Below are 26,279 nucleotides of genomic sequence, written 5' to 3'. Positions count from 1 at the left end.
CAGCATGACTTTTACGGCACGTCCTACCCCATCGACCCCGCTGACGCAGTCTCATTCACAGCTGCGCTGCGGTCGGCATCTGCTCGATCTGTCTTTCCCCCGTGTTATGGGGGTTTTGAACGTTACCCCGGATTCCTTCTCGGACGGCGGGCAGCATGTGGCATTAGACGATGCATTGCGTCGTGCCGAGCAAATGCTGGCTGAAGGCGCGTCGATCATTGATGTTGGCGGTGAGTCGACCCGTCCGGGCGCGACGCCTGTCAGCGGGCAACAAGAGCTTGATCGCGTCGCACCGGTGGTCGAGACGCTGGTGCACGAGTTGGATGCGCTGGTTTCAGTGGATACCAGTTGCCCGGTGGTGATGCGCGAAGCAGGGTCGCTAGGGGCTGGGATGATTAATGATGTCCGTTCGCTGGAGCGGGATGGTGCTCTGGCGGCTGCCACCGGCAGTGGGCTTCCAGTGTGCTTGATGCACCGCCAGGGCGAGCCGCAAAATATGCAACAATCGCCCGCCTACGAGAAGCCGATTGAAGAGGCGGTCGTTGAGTATCTTGCGGCGCGAGTCGCTGAGTGTGAAGCCGCAGGGTTGCGTCGTCATCGCCTGCTGGTGGATCCGGGGTTTGGCTTTGGTAAAACCGTTGAGCATAATTTGCGTTTGCTTAACCAGATGGACGTGCTGCAGTCATTGGCCCTGCCGGTTCTGGTTGGGATGTCGCGCAAAAGCATGATCGGAAAAGTGCTGGGTCGCTCGGTTGATGAGCGACTTGCAGGTGGGCTGGCGCTAGCGGCGATGGCGGTTGAACGGGGGGCTAGCATCGTGCGGGTTCACGATGTGGGGTCAACGGTAGATGCCGTCAATATGGCGTGGGCTGTGCTACAGGAGGGCTGTGAGCCAGCCGCCAATAATAAGGAGAATAACGCATGACAAGACGCTATTTTGGCACCGACGGTATTCGGGGCACGGTAGGCCAACCGCCAATTACGGCCGATTTTATGCTTAAGCTGGGGTGGGCGGCAGGACAGGTGCTGCGCCGTGAAAAGGGCCGTACTCGCGTGCTGATTGGTAAAGATACGCGTATCTCAGGCTATATGTTTGAGTCCGCGTTGGAGTCAGGGCTGTCTGCGGCGGGTGTGGACGTCGCCTTATTGGGCCCGATGCCCACGCCTGGCATTGCTTATTTAACGCGCACTTTTCGCGCCGATGCAGGCATTGTCATTTCGGCCTCGCATAATCCCTTTGAGGATAATGGCATCAAGTTTTTTTCGGCAGAAGGCAAAAAGCTACCGGACGCCACCGAAGATCGTATCGAGGCCATGTTGGAAGCGCCGTTAACGACAGCGGATGCGGCTCAGTTAGGTAAGGCGATGCGCATTGATGATGCTGCCGGCCGCTATATTGAATTTTGTAAATCGACGTTGCCGGATCGCCTTAGTCTTCATGGCTTAACCATTGTGCTCGACTGCGCTCATGGCGCTACCTATCACATAGCGCCGAGTGTGTTTCGTGAGTTGGGAGCTGAGGTTAGCGTCATTGGTGGCTCACCTGACGGCTTGAATATTAATCAGCAGGTGGGTTCGACGCATCCAGCGGCGTTACGCGCGGCGGTGATTCAGCAAGGCGCTGATCTGGGTATTGCCTTCGACGGCGATGGTGACCGGGTATTATTGGTCGATTCCGATGGTCGTGAAGTTGACGGTGACGATATTCTCTATCTGATTGCTCGGGATCGTCAGGCGCGTGGTTTGCTCGAAGGTGGCGTGGTGGGTACGCTGATGAGCAATTTTGGTTTGGCGATGGCGCTGGAAAAGATGGGCATACCTTTTGAACGTGCCAGCGTCGGTGACCGCTTCGTGATGGAGCGTATGGCGGCCAACCAATGGGAGTTGGGCGGTGAGTCATCGGGCCATATTTTGTGTAGCCATGTGCAGACGACCGGTGACGGCATCGTATCAGCGCTCCAGGTGCTTGCGCTAATGATGCGCGAACAGCAGCCGTTACCAATGCTGCTGAAAGGCTTGGAAAAAGTGCCCCAATCGCTGGTCAATGTTCGCTTACCTGCCGGTACGAATGCCAAAGAAGTGATGGCCTCTGAGCCGTTACAGCAGGCGGTCGCGGCCCTCGAAAGCGAGTTGGGTGATGAGGGGCGCGTGCTGCTTAGGGCCTCAGGAACAGAGCCGCTTATTCGCGTTATGGTAGAAGGGCGCGCGCATCTCGATGTTGACCAACTGGCTATTAAGTTGGCGGATCAGGTGAAGACGTTGCTCAAATAGCACCGTCATGCAAACAACAGCGGTTGTCTTGACAAGTCCGCTCCTATACCATTTCGCTCCACCTTGTGTGAGGAGAGTCAATGCGTACGCCATTAATCGCCGGTAACTGGAAGATGAACGGTTCGACGGCGCTGATTGATGCCTTTGGCGACGCGTTCGCCGCCGCAAAATTGCCTGATGGCGTCGACGTGGTCGTGATCCCGCCGTTTCCCTATTTGGAGGCAGCGCGTAACGCTTTTGCGAATACGCCGTTGCAACTAGGCGCGCAGACGCTTAATCCTCAACACTCAGGTGCGCATACGGGTGAAGTTAGCGGCCGGATGCTTAAAGAGTTTGATGTGGCCTACGTTCTGGTAGGACATTCAGAGCGACGCCAGCTCTATCGGGAAAGCGATGAAGAGGTGTTTGATCGCCTTATTGCCGCGTTAGAGGTGGGGATGATACCGATTCTTTGCGTGGGTGAATCGCTTGAAGAACGCGATGCAGGTAACACCATGGAGGTTGTGCTGCGCCAAGTAGGGTATGTAATGGCACGTTTGGAGCCAGTGCAACGTTACCAGGTAGTCGTCGCTTACGAGCCAGTATGGGCGATTGGAACCGGGCGCACCGCCACCCCTGAGCAGGCTCAGGACGTGATGGCCGGTATTCGTTCCTATCAGGCCTCGTTCGACAAAACGCTCGCCGAGCAGCTTAAGCTGCTTTACGGCGGCAGTATGAACGCAAACAATGCGGCTGAGCTACTTGCTCAGCCGGACATCGACGGCGGTTTAGTGGGTGGTGCTTCGCTCAAAACCGACGATTTTTACGCTATTTGTCAGTCAGCAGGATAACGCCATGCAAGTTGCAATTCTTATGATCCACGTGGTGATTGCGATCGCCTTGGTTGTTCTCATTCTGCTTCAGCAGGGTAAAGGTGCCGAAGCAGGGGCCGCTTTTGGCGGCGGTGCGTCGCAAACGGTGTTTGGTTCTCGCGGTAGCGGTAATTTCCTGTCGCGGTTCACGGCCATCCTTGCGGCGGGTTTTTTCGTCACCTCAATGGCGCTGGCCTACTTTGCTACTCAGGCAGGGCAAGCCCCGGAAGCGGGCATTCCTGATGCAAACCTGATTGAGCAGCAGCAAAATGCCCCGGTGCTTGACGACAGTGATGAAAGTTCGGGTAGTGACGCGCCAGTGCTTGACGGCAGCAATGAAAGTCCGGATAATGCCGCGCCAGTGCTAGAGGAAAGTAGCGAGTAACTGATTGATCTTGCTTTCTTCAGCCTCCCCTGATGCCGAAGTGGTGGAATTGGTAGACACGCTATCTTGAGGGGGTAGTGACCTTACGGTCGTGCGGGTTCAAGTCCCGCCTTCGGCACCATCTGATGCGCTGGTTCTCCAGTTCCCAGATATAGCTAGTGTTATCACGCGTAGCGTGAAATGGCTGTTGTTCTCGAAGCCACTGTTGTTTGCGTCATTTGCATACCAAACGTAGTGCTAGAGATAATAGTTAAGTCGATCACGATAAAAGACAGCTTGACGAATTAACCTTAAGCGTCTATTATCGTCGACCTAGATTGATGCGGGGTGGAGCAGTCTGGTAGCTCGTCGGGCTCATAACCCGAAGGTCATCGGTTCAAATCCGGTCCCCGCTACCACTTTCTGGCGATAAGCAATCATGCGTAACGCTTCAAGTAGTAGGAAGCGCTGCCATCGTTAAGGGCTTTCCCGATGCTTAACGTCATGTTGGTGTAACAGGTTTCTTTCGAAAAGCCCCTTCCTGTGAAGGGGCTTTTTGTTAGCAGCTTTTCGTTAACAAGCGTGTCTCAAGGGCGGATGTCTATCGGCTTGCCGGAGACACATTCCCGGGTAACGCCAATCAGCCACCTAGCTTTTTATATGTCTCCTGGCCAGGTGCCTGATGCAACGGCTATAGGAGCATTGTCTGTGGCCACAAAACATGCGGCGCTGCACGCGCTGATCGAACCTGTCGTCGCTGCCATGGGCTTTGAGCTATGGGGCATCGATCATCTTTCTCAGGGTAAGCACTCGCGACTAGTCATTTATATTGAGCGCGATAGCGGCGTGAATGTCGAAGATTGCGCCGATATTAGCCGTCAAGTCAGCGCGGTGCTGGACGTCGAAGATCCCATCCCAGGAGAGTATCGGCTAGAAGTGTCTTCGCCGGGCATGGCGCGCCCGCTGTATACCCTGGATCATTTTTCCCGTTTTCAAGGTCATCATATCGCGCTCAAACTGCGCGCTCCTTTTGACGGCCGACGTAAGTTTCAGGGGTTGCTGGTCGGTGTCGAGGGCGACGAAATACTACTGCAGTTGGATGGTGAAGAATTTTGTTTCCCTATTGAGGGCATCGATTCTGCTCACATCGTACCGCAGTACGACGATTAACCGGGTGGCGTGGTCGCCGGCAGGCAGCTGGCGCGATGCACATAAGGACAGGTTTTCTGGCGAGGCAAACGCATGAGTAAAGAAATTTTAATGGTCGTTGACGCGATCTCTAACGAAAAAGGTGTTTCTCGCGACGTTATTTTCGAAGCGGTAGAAGCCGCTCTTGCAAGCGCTTCGCGCAAGCGTTTTGAGCAAGAAGAAGCCAACGTGCGAGTGCATATTGACCGCCGTACAGGGGATTACGAGACGTTCCGCTATTGGACGGTCGTAGAAGACGACGAGTTTGAAACGCCGGATTACGAAATTAAACAAAGCATCGCCGAACAGCGCGATCCACCGTTGAAGTTGGGCGATGTCGTCGAAAAAAGCATCGAAAATGCCTCGTTTGGCCGTATCGCTGCACAAACGGCCAAGCAAGTGATCGTACAAAAAGTGCGTGAAGCCGAGCGTGCCGAAGTTGTTCGTCAATACACGGATCGTGAAGGAGAGCTGGTTGCCGGTATTGTAAAAAAGACCACTCGAGACGGCTTGATCATTGATTTAGGCGACAACGCTGAAGCGTTTTTGCCGCGTAATGAAATGATTCATGGCGAACGCTATCGTATGAACGAGCGGGTTCGAGCGCTGCTTGTTAAGGTCGATCCTGAGGCTCGCGGTGCGCAGTTGCAGTTATCGCGCACCAGCCCCGATCTGATTATCGAGCTATTCAAAATTGAAGTGCCTGAAATCGCTGAGCAACTGATTGAGATTAAAGGCGCGGCACGCGACCCCGGTTCACGGGCTAAAATTGCCGTGAAAACCAATGATCGACGCATCGACCCGGTGGGTGCTTGCGTGGGCATGCGTGGTTCGCGCGTTCAAGCGGTCTCTTCGGAACTGCAAAATGAGCGCGTGGATATCGTGCTGTGGGACGACAATCCCGCTCAATTGGTGATTAACGCCATGGCGCCGGCCGATGTGGCCTCTATTCTTGTTGACGAAGATGCCCATGCGATGGACGTTGCCGTTGCCCAGGATAACCTGGCCCAGGCCATTGGCCGTAGCGGCCAGAACGTGCGCTTGGCTTCTGAGCTGACCGGCTGGCGTATCAACGTCATGACGGAAGAGGAAGCTGACGCTAAGCACGACCAAGAAATAGATAGTTTGGTTGATTCCTTCGTGCAGCATTTGCAGGTCGACGACGATGTTGCCCGTCTGCTGGTAGACGAAGGGTTTACCACCTTAGAAGAAGTAGCCTACGTACCGCTAGAAGAAATGCTCGAAATTGAAGAGTTTGATGAGGATCTAGTGGAAGAACTACGCGCACGTGCGAAAGACGAGCTGCTGACGATGGCGATTGCCTCGGAAGAAGCACTAGACGGTGCTCAGCCAGCGGAAGACCTGCTGGCGATGGACGGCATGGAGCGTCACTTGGCGTTCATTTTCGCCAGTCGTGGCATTGTCACCATGGAAGATCTCGCCGAGCAGTCTGTCGACGATCTGGTCGATATCGAGGAGTTGGACGAAGCGCGCGCAGCGGCACTGATCATGACTGCCCGTGCGCCCTGGTTTGAAGTCGATGACGCATCGGATTCGAACACACAGTAAACAGGTCACGGGCTGAGGAGGGTCATTATGTCAGATATGACAGTTAAAGATTTTGCAACAAAGGTGGGCCGCGATGTGCCTCGCCTGCTAGAGCAGATGAAACAAGCGGGTTTGCAGCACGCCTCGGAAAACGATGCGGTATCCGAGGAAGATAAGCGCACGCTGCTTAATTTTCTGAAGAAAAGCCACGGTGGCGATGAAGTCGAGCCAAGCAAAGACCGTATTACCCTGACGCGTAAGACGCGCAGCCGAATTAAAACCGGCGAGCGTGGTAAAACGATTGATGTTCAGGTTCGTAAAAAGAAAACTTACGTTAAGCGTGCCGAAGAAGACAAGCCGAAAGCAGCTGAGCCCAAGCATACGGGGCCTCGTCAGCTAGTCGGTGATATGGCCGAAGCTGAAGCTGAAAGTAAAGCGCGCGAAGCGCGTGAAGCGGACGAAAAAGCGGCGGCTGAAAAAGCCAAGGCGGCTGAAGAAGCAGCGCGTAAAGAGGCGGAAAAGCAGGCTGAAACGGCTGCGCCAAAAGCGCCTAATGTCGACGTGCCCGAGCTTCAAATCGACGACACGCCGTCCAATGACGATATGCCGCCAGCGCCGCCGAAAGAAGGCCGCTCTGACCGTCGTACCGCGCCACCTAAGAAAGCCGCGGCGAAAAATAAAGGTCGTCGTGACGATGAAGACCGTGGTGATCGCGAAGAGCGTAAACGTGGTGGTGGCAAGAAAGCCAAGCGCGCCGAACGTCGTGGCGGTCGTCGCGGTGGCGCAACCGGCGGCAATGGCAAGCATGGTTTCCAGAAACCGACCCAGCCGATTGTCCGTGAAGTCTCGATCCCTGAGTCGATCAGCGTGGCGGAATTGGCCGACAAAATGTCGATTAAAGCCAATGAAGTGATCAAGGCCATGTTCAATATGGGCGCGGCGGTGACGATCAACCAAACGATCGACCAGGACACCGCGGCGATTGTCGTCGAAGAGATGGGCCATAAAGTCAAGCTGGTGAAAGATGATGCGCTGGAAACGGAAATGCTTGAGGGTATTTCCTACGAAGGCGAAGAGATCACCCGTTCACCGGTCGTGACCGTCATGGGTCACGTCGACCATGGTAAGACCTCGCTGCTCGATTATATCCGCAAGGCCAAAGTGGCGACCGGCGAAGCGGGGGGGATTACCCAGCATATCGGTGCCTACCATGTGGAAGACGAACATGGCGGCGTGACGTTCCTGGATACGCCTGGTCACGCGGCGTTCACCGCCATGCGTGCCCGCGGTGCCCAGGCGACCGACGTGGTCATCTTGGTCGTGGCGGCGGATGACGGTGTGATGCCCCAGACGGTTGAGGCGATCGAGCACTCCAAAGCGGCGGGCGTGCCGATGGTAGTGGCGGTCAACAAGATCGACAAAGAGGGTGCCGACTTCGACCGCATTCGTAACGAACTCTCGCAGCACGGCGTGATTTCAGAAGAGTGGGGTGGCGATACCCAGTTCGTCCACGTGTCCGCCAAATCCGGCGATGGCATTGAGGAACTGTTGGAAGCAATCCAACTGGTCTCGGAAGTGCTTGAACTTAAAGCGGTACCGGAAGCGCCTGGTAAAGGCGTGGTGGTCGAATCGCGTTTGGATAAAGGGCGTGGCCCCGTGGCAACCGTGCTGGTTCAAAACGGTACGCTTAAGAAAGGCGATATCGTCCTGGCCGGTCTGCACTACGGTCGTGTCCGTGCGCTGACCAACGAACTTGCCAAGCAAGTGGATGAGGTTGGCCCGGCCATGCCGGTTGAGATCCAAGGCTTGGATGGCACACCGGACGCCGGTGACGACTTCATGGTGGTTGCCGACGAGAAGAAAGCGCGCGAAGTGGCTAACTTCCGTCAAGGCAAGTACCGCGAAGTGCGTCTGGCGCGTCAGCAAAAGGCCAAACTGGAGAACATGTTCAGCCAGATGGGCCAAGACGAAGTGGCCAAGGTCAACATCGTCTTGAAAGTCGACGTACAAGGGTCGCTGGAAGCCATCAAAGGCGCATTGGAAGAACTCTCCACCGACGAAGTCGAAGTGGCGGTTGTTTCTTCCGGCGTGGGCGGTATCACCGGTACCGATGCCAACCTGGCGCTCGCCTCCGAGGCTATCGTTGTCGGCTTTAACGTGCGTGCCGACGCCGCCGCTCGCGAGATCATCGAGCGTGAAGGCCTGGATCTGCGCTACTACAGCGTCATCTACCAGCTGATCGACGAGGTCAAGCAGGCGATGAGCGGTATGCTTGCGCCCGAGTGGAAAGAAGAGATCGTCGGTATTGCCGAAGTCCGCGACGTCTTCCGTGCGCCGAAGATCGGCGCGATCGCCGGCTGTATGGTGGTCGAAGGCACCGTGCATCGTAACAAGAAGATTCGCGTGCTGCGCGATGACGTGGTGATCTACGAAGGCGAGCTCGAATCGCTGCGGCGCTATAAAGACGACGTTCAGGAAGTACGTAGCGGCGTTGAGTGTGGCATCGGCGTGAAGAACTACAACGATGTCCAGGTCGGCGACAAGATCGAAGTCTTTGACCAAGTGAAGGTCGAGCGCAGCCTCTAAGGCCGCGAGGAGCAATCATGCGCGAATTCAAGCGTACCGACCGAGTAGCCGACCAGCTCCAGAAGGAGCTGGCGGTGCTGATCCAGCGCGAAGTGAAAGACCCACGCCTGGGCATGGTCACGGTCAGCGGGGCCACCGTCAGCCGTGACCTTGGCTACGCCGATATCTACGTCACCCTACTGGGTGAGCAAGACCCCGAGCGTATCAAGGAAAACCTGCAGGTTCTGAAACGGGCCGCCGGTTTTCTGAGAAGCCAAATTGCCAAGCGCATTAAACTGCGTCACGTGCCGGAACTGCGCTTTCATTTCGACGAAAGCGTCGTGCGTGGTCAGCATCTCTCATCACTGATTGACGAAGCGGTTTCAACCGACCGTGCTCGTCAAGGTGACGATGATGATGCGGGTGAACAAGGTGAGGAGCCGCGTTAATGGCGCGTCGTCGTCGCGGCTTACCGGTTAACGGCATTGTGCTGTTGGACAAGCCTAAAGGCCTGTCCAGCAACCATGCTCTCCAGCGGGTGCGTCGTCTGTTCGACGCGCAAAAAGCGGGTCACACCGGTACGCTGGATCCGATGGCAACCGGCTTGCTGCCGATCTGTCTAGGGGAGGCTACCAAGTTCTCATCGCACTTGCTGGAAGCCGATAAGGTATATCGCACCCGGGTAGAACTGGGGGTGATCACCGATACCGGCGATGCAGAAGGCACGATGATTGAGCAGCATGAGGTTCCCAGCCTAAGCGTCGATGACGTGGAAGCGGTGCTCACCCGCTTTTGCGGTGAGATTGACCAAGTGCCGCCGATGTATTCGGCTCTCAAGCATCAAGGCAAGAAGCTTTACGAGCTGGCCCGCGAAGGCAAGCAGGTAGAGCGTGCAGCCCGGCGAGTAAGCGTGTATGATGCGCGCCTGCTTGCATTTGAAGGCTCGGCGTTCGAGTTGGAAGTAAGCTGCAGTAAAGGCACGTATATTCGTACGTTAGCCGAAGATATAGGCAAGGCATTGGGTTGTGGCGGCCACATCAGCCAACTGAGAAGGCTTAAGACAGGGCCTTTTACCGGTGATGCCATGTGGACGCTAGAAGAGCTGGAAGCATTAGCGGATCAGACAGCACGTGAAACCGAGCTGATGCCCGTCGATGTATTGGTGGATCACCTACCGCCGCTGTCGATCGATGAATCGGCCTTTGGGCGCCTTGCCCATGGCCAGTCGGCGAATATAGCGGTTGGTTCACTGGCACCCGATGCGCTGACAAGACTTTATTACGCCGAAGCGTTTATTGGTCTCGGCGTCATAAAAGGGGCCCAGGAAGTGGCACCTAAGCGGCTATTAAGTACGGTCGCTATCTCGTGACAAATGTTGCAAGGATGCAGCGATTTGCGCGAAAATTGTTCGTGCTAAAGAGTAACTTGAGACTGCAAATATGCGTGGTCTCACCCATTCATTGTTAGGCATATTGCTTACTGGAGAGACAGATGGCATTAACCGCTGAAAAGAAGGCCGAAATCGTCAACGAATACGGCCGCGGCGAGAACGACACCGGTTCCCCTGAAGTTCAGGTTGCCCTGCTAAGCGCCAACATCAACGGCCTGCAGGACCACTTCAAAACCAACAAGCAGGATCACCACTCGCGTCGTGGTCTGATCCGCATGGTAAACCAGCGTCGTAAGCTGCTGGATTACCTGAAGCGTAAAGATTTTGAACGCTATCAGTCTCTGATTCAGCGCTTAAGTCTCCGCCGCTAAGTGTTTGTTGGCGAAGATTGATAAACGGGCAGCTCCTAGGAGCTGCCCGTTTTTTTATGGGCGAATTCGACTGAACTATTATTGAGCGCTGATAGCATCACATCCGGCGATTTTGGGTTACTGGTAGCCCTATCGCCCGGCAACGCCTAGAATAGTGACGAGTCAAAACGACCTAAACGAAAAGACAAGTAGATATTAATGTTAAAGGAAGCAGCCGTGAATCCGGTTAAAAAAACGTTTCAATACGGTCGAAGCACCGTCACGCTAGAAACTGGGCGTATCGCTCGCCAAGCCACTGGTGCCGTTATGGTGACCATGGATGATACCGTCGTATTGTGTACGGTAGTCGCCAAGAAAGAAGCGAAGCCCAATCAACCCTTTTTCCCGCTCTCGGTTCACTATCAAGAGAAGACCTACGCAGTGGGTAAGATTCCTGGCGGTTTCTTCAAGCGCGAAGGGCGTCCGACCGAGAAAGAGACCTTAACATCGCGTTTGATCGACCGTCCGATCCGCCCGCTGTTTCCTAAAGGCTTCATGAATGAAGTCCAGGTTATCTGTACGGTGCTTTCAACCGATCGCAATCACGATCCGGATATCGCGGCCATGCTGGGTACCTCGGCGGCACTGGCGATTTCAGGTGTTCCGTTCAGTGGCCCGATTGGCTGCGCGCGCGTCGGTTTTAACGACGAGCAAGGCTACTTCTTGAATCCAACCGTAGAAGAACTCGTCACCTCTGAGCTCGATATGGTGGTTGCCGGTACGGAACAAGCCGTGCTGATGGTTGAGTCCGAAGCCAAAGAGTTGCTCGAAGACGAAATGCTCGGCGCTGTGCTGTTTGGTCATCAAGAAATGCAGGTGGCGATTGGCGCGATTAATGAGCTGGCCGCTGAAGCCGGTAAGCCGCGCTGGGACTGGCAACCAGCTGAAGAAAACGTTGCGCTGAAGTCGGCCATTGCGGACGCCTTTGAAGCAAAAGTCGGCGAAGCCTATCGCATCACCGACAAGATGGAACGCCAAGATGCGCTGTCGGCTCTGAAAGACGACGCAGTGGCACAGCTAGCCGCCGCCGAGGGTGAAGACACCGAGGGTAAATTTAGCGCGGATGATGTCAAAGGCGCATTTGCCGGCCTTGAGAAGCGCGTCGTTCGCTCGCGCGTCATCAAGGGCGAGCCGCGTATTGATGGCCGCGACAATGCCACCGTGCGTCCGCTGGACATTGAAGTGGGCACCCTGCCGAAAACCCACGGCTCGGCCGTCTTCACCCGCGGCGAGACCCAGGCGATCGCGATTGCGACCCTGGGTACGCTGCGCGATTCGCAGCTGATTGAGTCGCTTGAAGGCGAGCGTAAAGACCGCTTTATGCTGCACTATAACTTCCCTCCGTACTGCGTGGGCGAAGCCGGCTTTTTTGGCGGACCTAAGCGCCGTGAAATCGGCCATGGTCGTCTAGCGCGCCGTGGTGTTCAGGCCATGCTGCCCTCGGAAGACGCTTTCCCCTATACCATTCGCGTGGTCTCGGAGATCACCGAGTCCAACGGCTCAAGCTCCATGGCCTCGGTATGCGGCTCTTCGCTTGCACTGATGGATGCTGGTGTTCCGCTGAAAGCGCCGGTGGCCGGTATTGCCATGGGCCTGGTGAAAGATGAAGACGGCTACGCCGTTTTGACCGATATCCTCGGCGATGAAGATCACCTGGGCGATATGGATTTTAAAGTCGCCGGTTCTGAAGAGGGTGTCACCGCCCTGCAAATGGACATCAAGATCGAGGGCATCAACGAAGAAATCATGGAAACGGCGCTGCAACAGGCTCTCGCAGCGCGTCTGGGTATTCTTGAGCAGATGAATGCCGTCATCGCCCAGAGCCGTACGGAAGTGTCGGATAACGCTCCGTCCATGGCGACCATCAAAATCGATCCGGACAAGATCCGCGACGTGATCGGTAAGGGCGGCGCGACGATTCGTAAAATCTGCGAAGATACCGGCGCTTCTATCGATCTGGATGACGACGGCACCGTGCGTATTTACGCCGAAGATAAAACAGCGGCGAAAAAAGCTATCGACACCGTGCTGGCGATTACCGCCGAAGCCGAAATCGGCAAGCTCTACAAAGGCAAGGTCGTACGTATTGCCGACTTTGGGGCTTTTGTGAACATCATGCCGGGTACCGATGGCTTGGTGCACATCTCACAAATTGTTCAGGAGCGTGTAAATAACGTCCGCGACTTCATGAACGAAGGCGACGATGTGATCGTGAAGGTGTTGGATATCGACAACCGTAATCGCGTGAAATTGTCGATGAAAGAGATTACCGAAGAAGAGAAAGCTGCTTTCGCAGCGGAAGAAGCGGAAACCGAGACCACGATTTAAGCTTTTATTTTATAAGCTACTATCTAATCGACATGTCGGTTTCTGACACCGCCCTCGTTGCCTATGGCTGCGGGGGCGGTGTTGTTTTGTCGGTCATATAAGGATGAGAGAAAACCATGGAGCAGGTACAAACGCCGCGCTGGCGGGCAGTGATTGCCGTGATGATGGGGATCTTTTTGCTGGTGACTGCCGAGCAACTGCCCATTGGGCTGCTTTCACAAGTGGCATCGACCATGGGCGTTACCCCCGGTATGGCTGGCTTAATGGTCACCGTGCCCGGTGTGGTTGCGGCCTTTTCAGCCCCGCTGTTACCGATCGCCGTGGGGCGCTTGGATAGGCGCATCATGCTCACCCTATTGATGGCCGTGATGGTGCTCGGCAGCGTACTCTCGTCGCTAGCGAGTAACTTTGCTTTTTTGCTTGCTTCACGTGTGTTGATTGGTCTCAGCATTGGTGGATTTTGGGCGGTTGCCGGCAGTATTGCCCCGCGTTTAGTGCCCGAGGCGCAGGTGCCTAAAGCGATGACGGTGATTTTTGGTGGTGTCGCCGCCGCGTCCGTCCTGGGTGTCCCGCTGGGCACGTTGCTGGGCGATGTGAGCAACTGGCGGGTCGCCTTTGGCGCATTAGGCGGATTAAGTTTGCTAACTGCTTTGGCGCTGTGGGTTTGGCTTCCGCCGCTGCCACCCCGAGAACCCGTGCGCTTGGCCATGCTTGCTGAGCAGTTTGGCAGTCAAGGCGTTCGAGTGGCGGTTATTGTCACCGGGCTAGTGGTCGTAGGGCACTTTGCTGCTTACACTTTTATTAGCCCTGTGCTGCAGGACATTAGCGGTATCGCCCAGCGACATGTGGGTAGCTTGCTGCTGCTTTACGGGGCGGCGGGCATTCTAGGTAATATCGCGGCGGGCATCTATGCCGGGCGGCATCCCTACCGTGCAGTGTTGGCGATTCCCAGTGTGTTGCTACTGGTAGTCGCTGTCTTTCCCTGGCTGGGTGTGACGCCGACTAGTGGCGTGGCGTTGTTGATGGTTTGGGGCGCGGTGTTCGGCAGCGTGTCTGTCAGTATTCAAACCTGGATTTTGCGTACCGCGCCGAATACCGAAGCCGCCACAGCCTTGATGGCGTTTACCTTCAATCTATCGATTGGTCTGGGGTCAATGGTCGGTGGGCAGATTGTCGACGGCACTAGCCTACCAATTGCCATGTGGGCCGCATCCGGATTATTCCTGCTGGGAGCACTGTTGGTGATGAGCACTCCAGCTAAGGTGGTCGGCGTAAAGTCGCGTTGAAGCAACCTTGCTGCTCTGAACACCGCGCTGGCGAGCAGCGCGATGTTGCTAGGCCAGTACGTTGCACGCAGGGTACCTATTGCCGGGTGGAAAATAATCAAAAGCGCTGTTTCCTACTGATGATTTTTAGTTAAAGTATGGTTAATGCCTTCCTACTAGGAATCCTTCAATGATTGACTTGATAATCTTGAGAGATTTCCTAGTTTTCTGTGAGACCAAGAGTTGCAGTCGCACCGCTGAGCGTTGCCATGTGTCGGTGTCAGGACTGAGTCGCCGTATTCAGGGTCTGGAAACGTGGGCGGGAACCGTGTTATTTGAGCGTCGTAAAGGGGAGTTAGTGCTGACGGAGGCAGGCCACAGCCTGCAAACGATCGCCTCGCAAGCGCTCGGCTCCTTTGATCGGTTTCGACACTCCATTGCTGATGATATTAATGATCAGCAAAGGCGAATACGTTTTTGCTCGCCGCATGTTATATCGACGATGTTCTTTCCCCAGTGGATGCCATGCTTGCAGGCGCAGTTCACGTAGGATTGTCATGATTATCATGTTAACTGGAGAGCAAGAGGAAGCACCTAAAAGCCCCAAAGTACGGTATCGTTATCGATATAGGGGGCGTTAGCTGATTAACCGACCTATGTGGAATACCGTGATTATGGTCGGTTCATGGCGGTGGCAAGCGTATTTATGTCAACCAATCCCGGTCTGGTTTTAGCGACCGTGGCATTATCATCGACATGTCCCTGTATCTGCAACAGCGCCGACAGGCCCAATTAACGTAGGTCGAATAATGCCGGAAGTGAAGACCTGGTTCAGTTGGCAAACCTCTTGGCTACTGAACGCTCTGGTTTACATTTTTTGTGGTGGTGATCCGTAAGGATCTGATTGTCCAGAACCTCTCATTGATCTCTCTATTTTGAGCATCGAGTAAATGGAACTGTCCTTAGCTGCGAATGATCTCCGTGATATTACCTTGCTACAGGAAACGACTAGGTCAGAACTCTGGTTAGCGAGGCTATCCTATGAGCCTGTTGTGGTTAAGCGCAGCAAACACATGGTACCCGGCGTATCTCATGCAGATATGTTACGCAAAGAATTTGATCGTCTGCAGCGGTTTTCGCATACAAAACTGATCTCTGCAAAGGGGATTTCTACCTGGAATGATACCCCTGTGCTGCTGCGGGAGTATTTTGAAGGTCAACCGCTGGATCGGTTTCTGGCGGGAAAGCCCTTACCTGAACATCAATTTCTAGGCTTAGCGGTGGCGCTGACTGAGGCGGTACAGTCCATTCATGAAGCAGGATTTCTACATACCCGATTATGCCCTGATCATCTGCTTCTTAGTCCCGATCTGGCTGATTTTCGTATTCTTGGGCTGGGACAGGTCTGGCGGCGTGAATCAGGGGCGCAGTTTCAGAGTGACCCAGCGCTGCTCAATAGCCCTTATCAAGCACCTGAACAGCATCCTCGGTCAGGTGCTTTGGTGGATGAGCGCAGTGATATATATGGCTTAGGTGCGCTGTTTTATCAGATGCTAACGGGGCAGACTCCTATCGATAGACAAAAGGTGCTGTCAACGGCAATACCTGGAGGACAGCAGAGTCTGCAACGTGGCTGCCCAGGCGTTGCGCCCGTTCTGGTGCGTATACTGGAAAAAATGCTGGCGACTGATCTGGGTCAGCGGTATCAGACCCTGGAGGCGGTGGCGGTAGATTTGCGAATCTGTGATGAAATGTCGGCGCGTGGGGCACCGTTAGCGGATTTTGAAATCGATCATCTGAGTGATGTCAGCCGACTGTTCAGTCAGGGTGAACAATATGGCCGGGAAGCGCCCCTGCAGTCGTTAGTCACCACACTGCGTCAATCCGTTGGCCAGCCTATGGCGACGGTCTTGGTGCGGGGTGTATCGGGTATTGGCAAATCCAGTCTGGTTTATGCCGCACAGCAGTCTGTGGCCGATCAATACCATTTTGTCCAGGTGAAATATGACCAGTATGCCTCCAACAGTCCGTTTGAGGGGGTGTTCGCTGGGCTACAACAACTGTTACGTCAGTTGCTGTCTGAATCGTCTGAGCAGGTGCAGCGCTGGGGTGATGCCTTTCGTCTGGCCCTGGAAAACGATGCGGGCATTTTGGTAGAGGCTATGCCCGAGTTGGCCTTGTTCATTGGACAACCGCCGGAGGTGGTGGCGCTGCCCGCAGCTGATGCCAAAGTACGCCTTTATCGCTTGTTGAGTCGTTTTGTGCAAACCCTGGCAAGCATCGATCATCCGTTATGTGTGTTTCTGGATGATTGCCAATGGGCTGATACGGCTACACTGGAGTGGCTGGAAAAAACACAGCATGAGCAGCATTCAGTCGTGGTTATCCTGGCATTCCGAGAGGATGCCGATAATATGACCACTATGCTCGGCGGTTTTCTGGAGCGTCTTCAAGGGCGGCAAACGCTACAGCAGGATATCAGCCTGGAGCCACTGAGTGCTCAGGTGATCGGCAATCTGTTACAGCAGCGCCTCAGACTGTCAAGCGATGCAGCTGAAGCGTTGGCCGTTGCCATTGTTAAAAAGACCCATGGCAACCCGTTTTATATGGCGGAGTATCTGCGTCAGTGCCAACGGCACCGGGTACTCTGGTTCGATCATGCAGATCTGATCTGGAAGCTGGACTTACAGCAGCAGACCGATATACCGGTCAGTGAAAATGTTGTGCAGCTGCTGGCAAAGCGTTTGGCATTTTTGTCGAATGAGACGCAGCAGGTGTTGAAAACAGCCGCCTGTGTTGGTAACCACTTTGGTATCGACATGTTGAAGTGCTTGTTACCCGATCTGGCCATTGAGCGTCTGTTGGTCAGTGCGCAAGCCGATGGGTGGTTGGTTCGCCGGGCGACAGCAGCGGGTGAGTATGCTTTTCCTCATGACCGTATACAGCAGGCAGCCTATAGTCTTTTGGATAAGCATGCCCTTCAGCAGCTGCATTTGTCGATTGCACAATGTATCGCAGACAGCGATGCTGCGGAATCTCGGTTGTTGGAGCGCGTGCATCACTACAATGCAGCCCTGGATCAGATTAACGATACACGATTGCTGGATCAGATCGGTCAACTGAATCTGCGTGCCACCGAGGTTGCCAAGGCCAATGGTGATTTTCAGCTGGCACTGGAGTACGTCATTCTGGCGATGAAACTCTTGTTGTCGCAGCAAACTGACCCACAATTGCGTGCTGAAGTCTTTAAAGAGCGAGCTGAATGTGAGCATCTTTGTGGTCAGCAGTCGGCAGCATTAAGCTATTATCAGCAGGCGCTACAGGCCAGTACTGATGCTCGACAGCGTACCAGAATCTATGAGCTGCTGATTAAATTTCATACTGATTATGGCGAGTTTCAACACGCCTTTGAGATAGGCAGGAAAGCGCTTTCTCATCTCGATTTCAGTGTGCCGGCTGGCTTTAATCCAGTGAATTTTGCAGCCGATTATCTGCACCTCAAACGCAAACTGCGTGGCTCCACGACAGAGACGTTACTGGCTTTACCCGAGGCCAGCGATGCGCGTATTCGTGATCAGATTTTGTTGCTGTCAGCCATGCAAAAAGCGGCCTATCAGATACGCCCCGAGCTCTGTGTGGCACTGGCGGCCAAGCAAGTGCGTTTGTGCTTGCGCTACGGTAATACCCGAGAAGCCGTGGTGGGCTATATGGTGTTTGGCGTGATTTACCTGGGTGGCGTCCGTGGCCATGCCGAGGCGGGGTGCGAATATGGTCGTTTGTCTTTGGCGATGCTGGAGCGTTACAACAACCAGATGCAGAGTGCTGAAGTGCCTTTTGTTTATGGATACTTTGCCCATTCCTGGTTGCATCCGGCCAGCGATACGGAACGTTACTGGCAGCGTGCTTTCGAGCAAGGGCTCAAGGTTGGCGACTGGTTTCATGCGGGATGTGCGGCGGCAGGAATTCTTCAGAGCCAGTTGATGCGGGGGCAACCGCTAGAGCAGGTTTTGCAACAGTGTGATCATTTCCAGGCAACTATGCAGCGCATCGGAGCACTTGAACATGATCAAGTGCTGGTAGGGATTCGCCAGGTGTTACTCAACCTGCGCCATCCTTCACCCGCCTTGCCGGTGTTTAGCCACGATGGTTTTGACGAACGTGCTTATCTAAATAAGCTCAGCCAGTTTGGTTCGCGTCATTTCGCCCATCTCTACTTCATCAATAAAATGTGGGTGCTGTATTTTCACGGTTATTATGATGACGCGGCGGCAGTTGCTGTCACCAGTCAGCGTTATATGAAAGATAGCCAAGGCATGCTGCATGCGGCTGAGCATTGTTTTCTGCATGCGCTGATTCTGGCGCAAACCCTTCGCCCTCATAAAGGCCTGAAAAAACACCTCGATCGCCGGTGGATTAGACGTTATACACGGCAATTACAACGCTGGGCCAAGCAGAGTCCAGGTAATTTTCTGGATAGGGCGCAATTGCTCCAAGGGGAACAGCATCGGCTTGTGGGGCGTCTAGGAGAGGCCCATAGCTGTTATCAGGAAGCCTGTAAAACGGCTGAATTTTACGGTCATCTGAACCTCCAGATGATTGGACACCAACTGTCCGAACAGCTGTATGCCAGTCAAGCTCAACGTTTGGCAGCGCAGTGTCATCAAATGGAAAAGAGATGGTTGGCCAAAAAGTGGGGAGCGGTTAGCGGACTCCCCCAGGCTGCAAGCGCCAGTGTTGACATGCAAGCAGGTCAATTCGACCTTGAGAGTCTCGCCCAGGCTGTTGAAGTAATGAGTCAGGAGCGCCGCTTGCCTCGATTACTGGAAACCCTGATGACCATTCTTCAGGAAAATACGCTGGCTCGGCGTTGTGTGCTGTTACTCCAGGAAGATCGGCAGTACTTGATTCAGGCCGAATCCTTGTTGGAGAGGGCGGAAACCCGTGTGATGCAGAATCAACCCTATGATCAGGCAGCGGATCTGCCGCATCGGGTGATCAACTATGCGATGGCATCGCATGAGCCGATTTTATTAGATGATGCCTGCCACTATGCTGTGTTTGCTAATGATCCCTACTTTGCCCGTTATCAGGTACTGTCAGTCCTTTGTGTGCCTTTGATGATTCAAGGGCAAGTAAAAGGAATCGTCTATCTGGAAAATGACAGCGCAGCAGGCGTGTTTACACAGGATCGTTTTGCCTTATTACGTTACCTTGGCGGGCAAATTGCTATTTCGATTGAAAACGCGTTGGTTTACCAAAAGCTGGAACAGAAGGTTGGGGAGCGAACCCAGGATATCGAACGGCAGAAGCAGGAACTACAGAATCAGTACGATACCATTCGTCACCTGAACCAGCGGCTGACTGACGAAAATGATGAGCGCAAACTGGCAGAACAAAAACTGCAGAACGCCAATCAACAGCTGCAAACATTGGCGACGACCGATGGTTTGACTGGGCTGAGTAACCGTCGCCATTTCAACCAGGTTCTGCAGCAACAATACCTCTACTGTAAGCGACATGAATTGCCTTTTACATTGCTGATCTGTGATCTGGATGAGTTCAAGGCATACAACGACCATTATGGGCATCTGGCCGGAGACGAGTGCCTGATTGCGGTGGCTGAATGTTTCACCACCGTAGTCAAGCGGCCTGGGGATCTGGTAGCTCGTTATGGAGGTGAAGAGTTTGCGGTAATTTTGTCTGCTACTGATCGTGCAAGTGCTCTGCACATCGCCGAAAAGATACATCAAGCCATTGAGCAGCGCGCTATTCCACATGAAGTGTCTTCAGTCACACCTCGAGTCACCATGAGTATAGGGCTGAGTGTGGGTCTGGAAGTAGATACAGAACAACTGATTCTTCGGGCAGATAAGGCGCTATATCGCGCTAAAAGCGCAGGTAAAAATCGCACCTGTGTTTTTACTGCTAATGACTGAACCCCTGCTACAAGGTATTTAGGCGATTACCCCTGCAAGGCTCGGTGTGCATGTGTTTCCGGCATAGCACGAAAGAATGGGCGGTTTTTCATTGCAGAATTGGCAATTTTTTCGTTCAAGGTATTGGTGCCATAACCGTCTATAGAAAACTAGTCTTGTCGCGACACTCAGCCCAGTGATAGCGATGTTAGGAGAGCATGATGAAGAGGCATGTGTGCCCCAAACGACAAAGCCCCCGTCATGACGAGGGCTTTCCATTAGCAATTAGCTAAGCAGGCCGTTTAAGGGCGCTCAATCGCCAGTGCAACCCCCTGACCGCCGCCGATACACAGCGTAGCGAGGCCTTTCTTGGCATCTCTAGCCATCATTTCATGCAGCAGCGTCACGAACACACGACAGCCGGAGGCGCCGATGGGGTGGCCAAGGGCAATCGCACCGCCGTTGACGTTGACCTTGCTAACATCCCAGCCTAGCTCTTTATTGACCGAAAGCGCTTGGGCGGCGAAGGCTTCGTTGGCTTCTACCAGATCCAGGTCGTCCAGGCTCCAGCCGGCTTTTTCCAGGCAGCGGCGGGTCGCCGGCGCAGGGCCAATGCCCATGATCGCCGGGTCGACACCAGCGTTGGCGTAAGCCGCAACACGTGCCAATGGCTCAAGGCCGAGTTGCTTGGCCTTTTCTGCCGAGCAGATCATCACCACCGCCGCGCCGTCGTTCAGCGCCGAGGCGTTACCTGCGGTAACGGTGCCGTCTTTCTTGAAGGCGGGGCGCATGCCGCCAAGCTTTTCAGCGGTGACTTCGCGTGGGTTCTCATCGGTATCAAACACCATCGGGTCGCCTTTGCGCTGGGGCACTTCAACCGGCACGATTTGACCCTTGAACTTGCCCTCTCTGATGGCAGCGGCCGCTTTTTGCTGAGAGGCGGCGGCGAACTCGTCCATCGCTTCCCGGGTAATACTGTACTTCTCGGCTAAATTCTCAGCCGTAATGCCCATGTGATAGTTGTTGAAAGCGTCCCATAGGCCATCATGAACCATGGAATCAATCGCCTTCCAGTCACCCATGCGCTGGCCGTTACGCGAGTTGGGTAGAACGTGAGGAGAGGCCGACATGTTCTCCTGACCACCGGCCAAAATCAGCTCGGCATCGCCACAGCGAATTGCCTGAGTGGCCAGATGCAATGCCTTGAGGCCCGAGCCACACACTTTGTTGATGGTCATGGCTGGAACGGCCTCGGGTAGGCCGGCTTTGATCGACGCTTGCCGGGCAGGGTTTTGGCCCACGCCCGCGGTGAGTACCTGGCCCAGCAGGACTTCGTCGATTTGATCAGGGGCAACGCCGGTTGTTGAGAGAATATCTTTGATCACCAGCGCGCCCAAGTCGCTTGCGGGAATACCGGCGAGTGAACCACCAAAGGCCCCAACGGCAGTGCGGCGAGCCGCAACAATCACCACTTCTTGCATAACATGACTCCTGGTCAAAATACGCGGCGGGGAAACGCCAGCGTTTGTGTTTAGCGTTGTTGTTATCGTCTTTCTATCAGCATAGGGGAAGGGTGTGCATTGCGGCAATACGCTTTTTGGCCCAAATAAAAACGGGCCAATGACTGGCCCGTTATTCAACGTTCTTTTTGCGCGACGGTCTTACGCTAGCTGTACCGGGATCGCGTTGCTGGTGTGGCTAACGTGGTTGCCTTCCTGCAGGTACACCAAGGCAGGCTGATGGTTTTCAAGCTCAGCCTCGTCGTAATGGGCATAGCTGCAGATAATGATCCGGTGCCCCGGCGCGGCTAAATGGGCGGCGGCGCCGTTGATGGAAATCAGCCTGGAGCCTTCTTCACCGCGAATGGCATAGGTGGTGAAACGTTCACCATTTTCCACGTTATAGATCTGGATTTGTTCGTTTTCGCGGATGCCGGCCATATCCAGCAGATCGCCGTCGATAGCGCAGGATCCTTCGTAGTTGAGCACCGCGTGGGTGACGCGAGCCATATGCAACTTGGCTTTTAGCATAATGGTGTGCATGCAAACTCCTAAAATAACGAGGCTAGCCGTTAGTGGCTAGCAGATCGGGCAGCGCTGGGCAGCTGCACGCTAAGGTTGTCGATTAGCCGGGCGGGGCCAAGATGGGCCGCCGCTAGTAGGACGGCATCGCGCGTTGAGTCGTTGACGGCGCCAAGTGTGGTATCGCGCAATTCAAGGTAGTCAGGCGTGAAGCCGGCATCATACAGCGCCGCTTGGCCCTGGTGTAGCGCCTGTTCGATCGGTTCGCCGCGGCTTATTGCATCGCGCAACTCGCGGAGCGTGCGATACAACGCGGGGGCTTTAGCCCGCTCCTCGCGACTTAAATAGCCATTGCGCGATGACAGCGCCAAGCCGTCCTCAGCGCGCACAATGGGGACACCGATAATCTCGATAGGCAGGTGCAGGTCGCTAACCAGCTTGCGAATCACCGCTAGCTGTTGATAGTCCTTTTCGCCAAAGCAGGCCATATCGGGCTGCACCAGGTTAAACAGCATACTGACCACGGTCGAAACACCGTCGAAATGCCCCGGACGAGAGCCGCCACATAGGCCCTCGCCTACCACGGGTACATGGACGCGGGTCTGGGCGTCTAATCCGTTCGGGTAGAGTTCGCTGACCGTGGGGGCAAATAGAATATCGCAGCCCGCCTCGATCAGTTGTGCTTGATCGGCCTCAAAGGTGCGCGGATAACCATCCAAGTCTTCACCTGGGCCAAACTGCATTGGGTTAACAAACAGGCTGGCGACGACCACATCCGCGTGTTTTCGGGCGCTTTTGACCAAAGCCAAGTGGCCAGCATGAAGGTTACCCATGGTCGGCACCAGGGCAATCCGTTGGCCTTGTCTGCGTTGTTCACGCAGCGTGTAGCGGAGGCCGGGGATATCTCGCAAAGTATGCATAGAAGTAATGTCGTCGTTCACTGGCTTGCGGTAACTCTCGCCTAAGAACACCACTTAAAAGCAGTGTTCCGGCGCGGGAAAGGCACGTGTTTTAACCGCTTCATGGTAGTGCTGAAAGGCCGCTTGGATACTCTCAGCGTCGACCATAAAGTTTTTCACAAAGCGTGGCGTGTGGCCATGGGTAACACCGAGGACATCGTGCATGACGAGGATTTGACCGTCGGTGTCAGGGCCAGCGCCAATGCCGATCACCGGCACGTCTAAGGCGTCTGTCACCGCCTTCCCCAGACTTGCCGGAACGCATTCCAGCAAGATGACGGACGCGCCCGCCTCGACGAGCACTTTCGCATCGTTAATGATCTGTTCCGCCTGGGCGGCACCGCGTCCCTGCACTTTGTAGCCGCCAATCTGATAGACGGTTTGCGGTGTTAAACCCAAGTGCGCGCATACTGGCACGCCGCGACGCGTAAGCTCGCGGATGCCATCGGCCATCCAGGACTCACCTTCCACTTTGACCAGCTCGGCGCCGGCACGCATCAGTGCTGCTGCGTCTTCAAGCAAGCGTTCGGTGGTCGCGTTGCTCATAAACGGCAGGTCGACCATCAGCAGGCTATGGCCTTTGCCGCGGGCCGTGCAGCGGGTGTGGTAACAGATGTCGTCGATGGTCACCGGCAGGGTGCTGTTATGACCTTGCAAGACCATGCCCAGCGAATCGCCGACCAGCAATACATCAATCCCTGAATGGCTGGCAGCGTGGGCAAAGGACGCATCGTAAGCGGTCAGGCAACTGAACGTTTCGCCGGCGTGCTTGTGCGCCTGCAGTGTGCTCAGGGTGACGGTTTTCATGGCATGCTCTCATTTTTTACGTGAGGCCGACGCGGCATCGGCGTTCGGCCATTATTAACGCCGCAAGGCGGCGGGCGCTGAGTGGCGTAACCGGTAATTGTTACCTGAATGCAGGCTCGGTGTCGAGAATTGTGTCAGATGGTAGCAGTATGCGTTACGTCAGGGGCGGGCAAACGTTGTATCTCCGAGGTATCCAGGCCCGTTAACCAGTCGCTCAGGGGGCGTTGGCGGCAGAGTAGCGTCGGGTCAAGCTCGTGTAGCGGGACGAGGACAAAGGCACGTTCGTGCATGTGTAAATGCGGTACCCGAAGACGTGGATAGACGAGCGTTTGCTGGCCGTAAAGCAGCAGGTCTAGGTCGAGCGTGCGCGGCCCCCAGCGACGCTGTCTTTGGCGGCGATGACGCTGTTCCAGCGCCTGAAGCTGGTCAAGCAGCGCAAGCGGCGAGAGGTGCGTTTTAAGCGCGGCTGCCGCATTAATAAAGTCGGGCTGATTCTGGGGCCCCACCGGGGGGGTGGCGTAGAGCGATGATGCTGCCACCAATCGCGTTAGCGGCAGCGTGTCCAGTTCATCAAGCGCTTGGCGAACTTGCTCGATAGGTGAGTCAAGATTGCTACCTAAGCCGATGTAAGCGAGCTGAATTGGCACTGCTCGCTACTCTGGCGATGGTTTAGACGGTTTACGCCGTTTCTTGCGGCGACGATTGCCCTGGCTGGCCGGGTCGCCGCCGACTTTTTGCAGCAAACGGCGTTGGTCGTGTTCATCGCCTTGCTGAAAGGCGTTCCACCAGTCGCCAAGCCCACGCGGTATTTCACCGGCCTGTTCGCGTAGCAGCAGCAGGTCGTAAGCCGCGCGAAAGCGGGGGTGCTCGCGGGTTTGAAATGCCTTTTTGCCACGTCGCAAGGGTAAGCGCCCCTGTAGCTCCCAGATATCGCGCATTGGCATGCCGAAACGTTTGGGAATGGAGACGTGCTGGAGTTGCCGTGTCACGACTTGCTGAGCGGCGGTTTGCAAAGCCGGAATAGATGGCATGCCTTCGCCCTCAAGTTCGGCCTGGCGGTGCGCAACGGGAGCCCATAAGAACGCCGCCAGCAAGAAGGCAGGCGTAACAGGGCGTTCTTCGGCAATCCGCTTGTCGGTATTGGCGAGCGCATGTTCAATGAGTTCTTCTGCCCAAGCCGCATCTGCCATGGCCTCTTCGGCTTCAGGGAAGAGCATGCCAAACAACCCATAGTGGCTAAGCATTCTAAAAGTCACCAGCCCGTGACCCGACATGAATAGCTTAAGGACTTCGTCGAACAGCCGCGCCGGGGGGATCTGCAGAAGCAACGGCGCCAAGTCATACATCGGCGCTTCGGTATCTGCGTCAATGGTGAAGCCAAGTTTGGCGGCGAAACGCACGGCACGCAGCATCCGTACTGGGTCTTCCCGGTAGCGGGTGGCGGGATCACCAATCAAACGCAGTGTCCGCGAGTCAATATCCCGCGCACCGTTAGCGAAATCGTGGATGGTGAAGTCAGCGATGTTGTAGTAGAGCGCATTGACCGTGAAGTCGCGCCGTAGGGCGTCTTCTTCGATATTGCCCCATACATTGTCGCGCAGCAGCAGGCCAGCGTCGGATTGCTGGGCGATATGGTCGCCATGCTCGTCTTGGGGTTTGCCGCGGAACGTCGTGACTTCGATAACTTCGCGGCCAAAACGCACATGTACAATGCGAAAGCGCCGACCGATCAGGCGCGAATTGCGGAAAAGATCGCGCACCTGTTCGGGCGTTGCATTGGTGGCCACGTCAAAATCTTTGGGCATTTTGCCAAGCAAAGCGTCGCGAATGCAGCCGCCTACTAAATAGGCGTCAAATCCCGCGCCATTAAGGCGATAAAGAACCTTTAGAGCGGGCTCGCTGATCTGCTGACGAGAAACAGGGTGCTCGGAGCGAGGAATTACGCGAGGGCTAAGCACGCCAGAGGCGCTTTCTTGGGGTTCGAGCAGAGATTTCAATTGCTCTCCCGGGCTGTGTAATAAACGGGTAAATCCTTTAAACATGCGGCGGTATCGGTTCGGAGGATAGCGAAAAAATGGCCGTAACGTAAGCAATAAGTCGCTGAGTGTAGCCGACCCCTGGAGGCTTGCAAAGTCCTGGCTGAGCTGTAGGCAAGTTCAGTCGACTAGACGCAGAAAGGGGAGGCTATGGAAGCCTCCCCTATAAAGCTGGCAATCAACGTCCTTGCTGCTGTTTTTCTTCATGATGGCAGATCGCCCTGAATACGCACCGCAGTCGATGAACGTGGCAATCACGTGAGTCACGACCGCCTCGTATTCAAAACAATAATCCAACCGCGAACTTTTCTCCCCCCGGCGAGTTGTTGTTGGATCCGGGGTGTACACACTCACTGCTGTT

At 55.0% G+C, this 26,279-nt stretch carries 20 protein-coding genes and 2 tRNA genes; 16 read left to right on the top strand and 6 right to left on the bottom strand.

Translation table 11 applies throughout. The features are described 5' to 3' along the window. Positions 1-4 precede the first annotated feature (4 nt). The 16 genes from folP to BLR97_RS05335 all read left to right on the top strand — a co-directional run bounded on the left by folP (position 5) and on the right by BLR97_RS05335 (position 20,116). Positions 5-925 (top strand): dihydropteroate synthase, encoded by a 921-nt coding sequence (gene folP / locus BLR97_RS05410; RefSeq protein WP_244511242.1) that lies wholly within the window; start codon positions 5-7, stop codon positions 923-925. Next, on the top strand, positions 922-2,271 hold the full coding sequence (gene glmM / locus BLR97_RS05405) for a phosphoglucosamine mutase (protein ID WP_089703284.1): 1,350 nt from the start codon (positions 922-924) through the stop codon (positions 2,269-2,271). Before folP ends, glmM begins: the two co-directional genes overlap by 4 nt. Positions 2,272-2,351: 80 nt before the next feature. Then, positions 2,352-3,101 (top strand): triose-phosphate isomerase, encoded by a 750-nt coding sequence (gene tpiA, locus BLR97_RS05400; protein WP_089703282.1) that lies wholly within the window; start codon positions 2,352-2,354, stop codon positions 3,099-3,101. A 4-nt stretch (positions 3,102-3,105) separates the two neighbouring features. Then, positions 3,106-3,507: a preprotein translocase subunit SecG gene (secG, locus tag BLR97_RS05395; protein ID WP_089703279.1), complete on the top strand. Its 402-nt coding sequence runs from the start codon at positions 3,106-3,108 to the stop codon at positions 3,505-3,507. A gap of 34 nt (positions 3,508-3,541) precedes the next feature. Beyond that, a tRNA-Leu gene (locus BLR97_RS05390) sits at positions 3,542-3,628 on the top strand. Between the two features lie 200 nt (positions 3,629-3,828). Further along, positions 3,829-3,905 (top strand) — tRNA-Met (locus BLR97_RS05385). A 289-nt stretch (positions 3,906-4,194) separates the two neighbouring features. Beyond that, the gene (gene rimP, locus BLR97_RS05380; protein WP_089703277.1) at positions 4,195-4,656 is read left to right on the top strand and encodes a ribosome maturation factor RimP; all 462 of its coding nucleotides are present in this window, start codon (positions 4,195-4,197) and stop codon (positions 4,654-4,656) included. A gap of 72 nt (positions 4,657-4,728) precedes the next feature. Next, on the top strand, positions 4,729-6,243 hold the full coding sequence (nusA, locus tag BLR97_RS05375; RefSeq protein WP_089703275.1) for a transcription termination factor NusA: 1,515 nt from the start codon (positions 4,729-4,731) through the stop codon (positions 6,241-6,243). 27 nt (positions 6,244-6,270) lie between these two features. After that, positions 6,271-8,808, top strand: coding sequence for a translation initiation factor IF-2 (infB, locus tag BLR97_RS05370; RefSeq protein ID WP_089703273.1), 2,538 nt, complete (start codon positions 6,271-6,273; stop codon positions 8,806-8,808). A 17-nt stretch (positions 8,809-8,825) separates the two neighbouring features. Then, positions 8,826-9,236, top strand: a complete 411-nt coding sequence (gene rbfA / locus BLR97_RS05365) for a 30S ribosome-binding factor RbfA (RefSeq protein WP_089703271.1) — start codon at positions 8,826-8,828, stop codon at positions 9,234-9,236. Further along, entirely contained in the window at positions 9,236-10,156 is a 921-nt protein-coding gene (gene truB, locus BLR97_RS05360; protein WP_089703270.1) for a tRNA pseudouridine(55) synthase TruB, read from the top strand. Before rbfA ends, truB begins: the two co-directional genes overlap by 1 nt. A gap of 122 nt (positions 10,157-10,278) precedes the next feature. Continuing rightward, a complete protein-coding gene (gene rpsO / locus BLR97_RS05355) occupies positions 10,279-10,548 on the top strand; it encodes a 30S ribosomal protein S15 (RefSeq protein ID WP_089703267.1) in 270 nt (89 codons plus the stop codon). A 198-nt stretch (positions 10,549-10,746) separates the two neighbouring features. Beyond that, on the top strand, positions 10,747-12,915 hold the full coding sequence (gene pnp, locus BLR97_RS05350) for a polyribonucleotide nucleotidyltransferase (protein ID WP_089703265.1): 2,169 nt from the start codon (positions 10,747-10,749) through the stop codon (positions 12,913-12,915). 116 nt (positions 12,916-13,031) lie between these two features. Then, on the top strand, positions 13,032-14,201 hold the full coding sequence (locus BLR97_RS05345) for an MFS transporter (RefSeq protein ID WP_089703264.1): 1,170 nt from the start codon (positions 13,032-13,034) through the stop codon (positions 14,199-14,201). 169 nt (positions 14,202-14,370) lie between these two features. Then, the gene (locus BLR97_RS05340; protein WP_244511223.1) at positions 14,371-14,730 is read left to right on the top strand and encodes a LysR family transcriptional regulator; all 360 of its coding nucleotides are present in this window, start codon (positions 14,371-14,373) and stop codon (positions 14,728-14,730) included. A 400-nt stretch (positions 14,731-15,130) separates the two neighbouring features. After that, complete coding sequence (locus BLR97_RS05335) at positions 15,131-20,116, top strand: diguanylate cyclase (RefSeq protein ID WP_089703262.1); 4,986 nt, start codon at positions 15,131-15,133, stop codon at positions 20,114-20,116. Between the two features lie 281 nt (positions 20,117-20,397). On the opposite strand, the gene BLR97_RS05330 is transcribed toward BLR97_RS05335, so the two are convergent. From BLR97_RS05330 to pcnB, 6 genes are all read right to left on the bottom strand, one after another. Continuing rightward, complete coding sequence (locus BLR97_RS05330) at positions 20,398-21,576, bottom strand: acetyl-CoA C-acetyltransferase (RefSeq protein ID WP_089703260.1); 1,179 nt, start codon at positions 21,574-21,576, stop codon at positions 20,398-20,400. Between the two features lie 180 nt (positions 21,577-21,756). Next, entirely contained in the window at positions 21,757-22,137 is a 381-nt protein-coding gene (gene panD, locus BLR97_RS05325) for an aspartate 1-decarboxylase (protein ID WP_089703258.1), read from the bottom strand. 29 nt (positions 22,138-22,166) lie between these two features. After that, complete coding sequence (panC, locus tag BLR97_RS05320; protein WP_089703866.1) at positions 22,167-23,036, bottom strand: pantoate--beta-alanine ligase; 870 nt, start codon at positions 23,034-23,036, stop codon at positions 22,167-22,169. Positions 23,037-23,090: 54 nt separating this feature from the next. Next, positions 23,091-23,882 carry a 3-methyl-2-oxobutanoate hydroxymethyltransferase gene (gene panB, locus BLR97_RS05315; RefSeq protein ID WP_089703256.1) on the bottom strand — a complete coding sequence of 264 codons (792 nt, stop codon included), beginning with the start codon at positions 23,880-23,882 and terminating at the stop codon, positions 23,091-23,093. A 134-nt stretch (positions 23,883-24,016) separates the two neighbouring features. Then, entirely contained in the window at positions 24,017-24,523 is a 507-nt protein-coding gene (gene folK, locus BLR97_RS05310; protein ID WP_089703863.1) for a 2-amino-4-hydroxy-6-hydroxymethyldihydropteridine diphosphokinase, read from the bottom strand. A gap of 12 nt (positions 24,524-24,535) precedes the next feature. Further along, on the bottom strand, positions 24,536-25,924 hold the full coding sequence (gene pcnB, locus BLR97_RS05305; RefSeq protein ID WP_089703254.1) for a polynucleotide adenylyltransferase PcnB: 1,389 nt from the start codon (positions 25,922-25,924) through the stop codon (positions 24,536-24,538). Positions 25,925-26,279: the final 355 nt, after the last annotated feature.

The organism is Vreelandella arcis, assembly GCF_900103865.1.
Lineage (GTDB): Bacteria > Pseudomonadota > Gammaproteobacteria > Pseudomonadales > Halomonadaceae > Vreelandella > Vreelandella arcis.
Note: the sequence above shows the minus strand (reverse complement) of the source record. Positions and strands in the feature narration are given on the sequence as shown.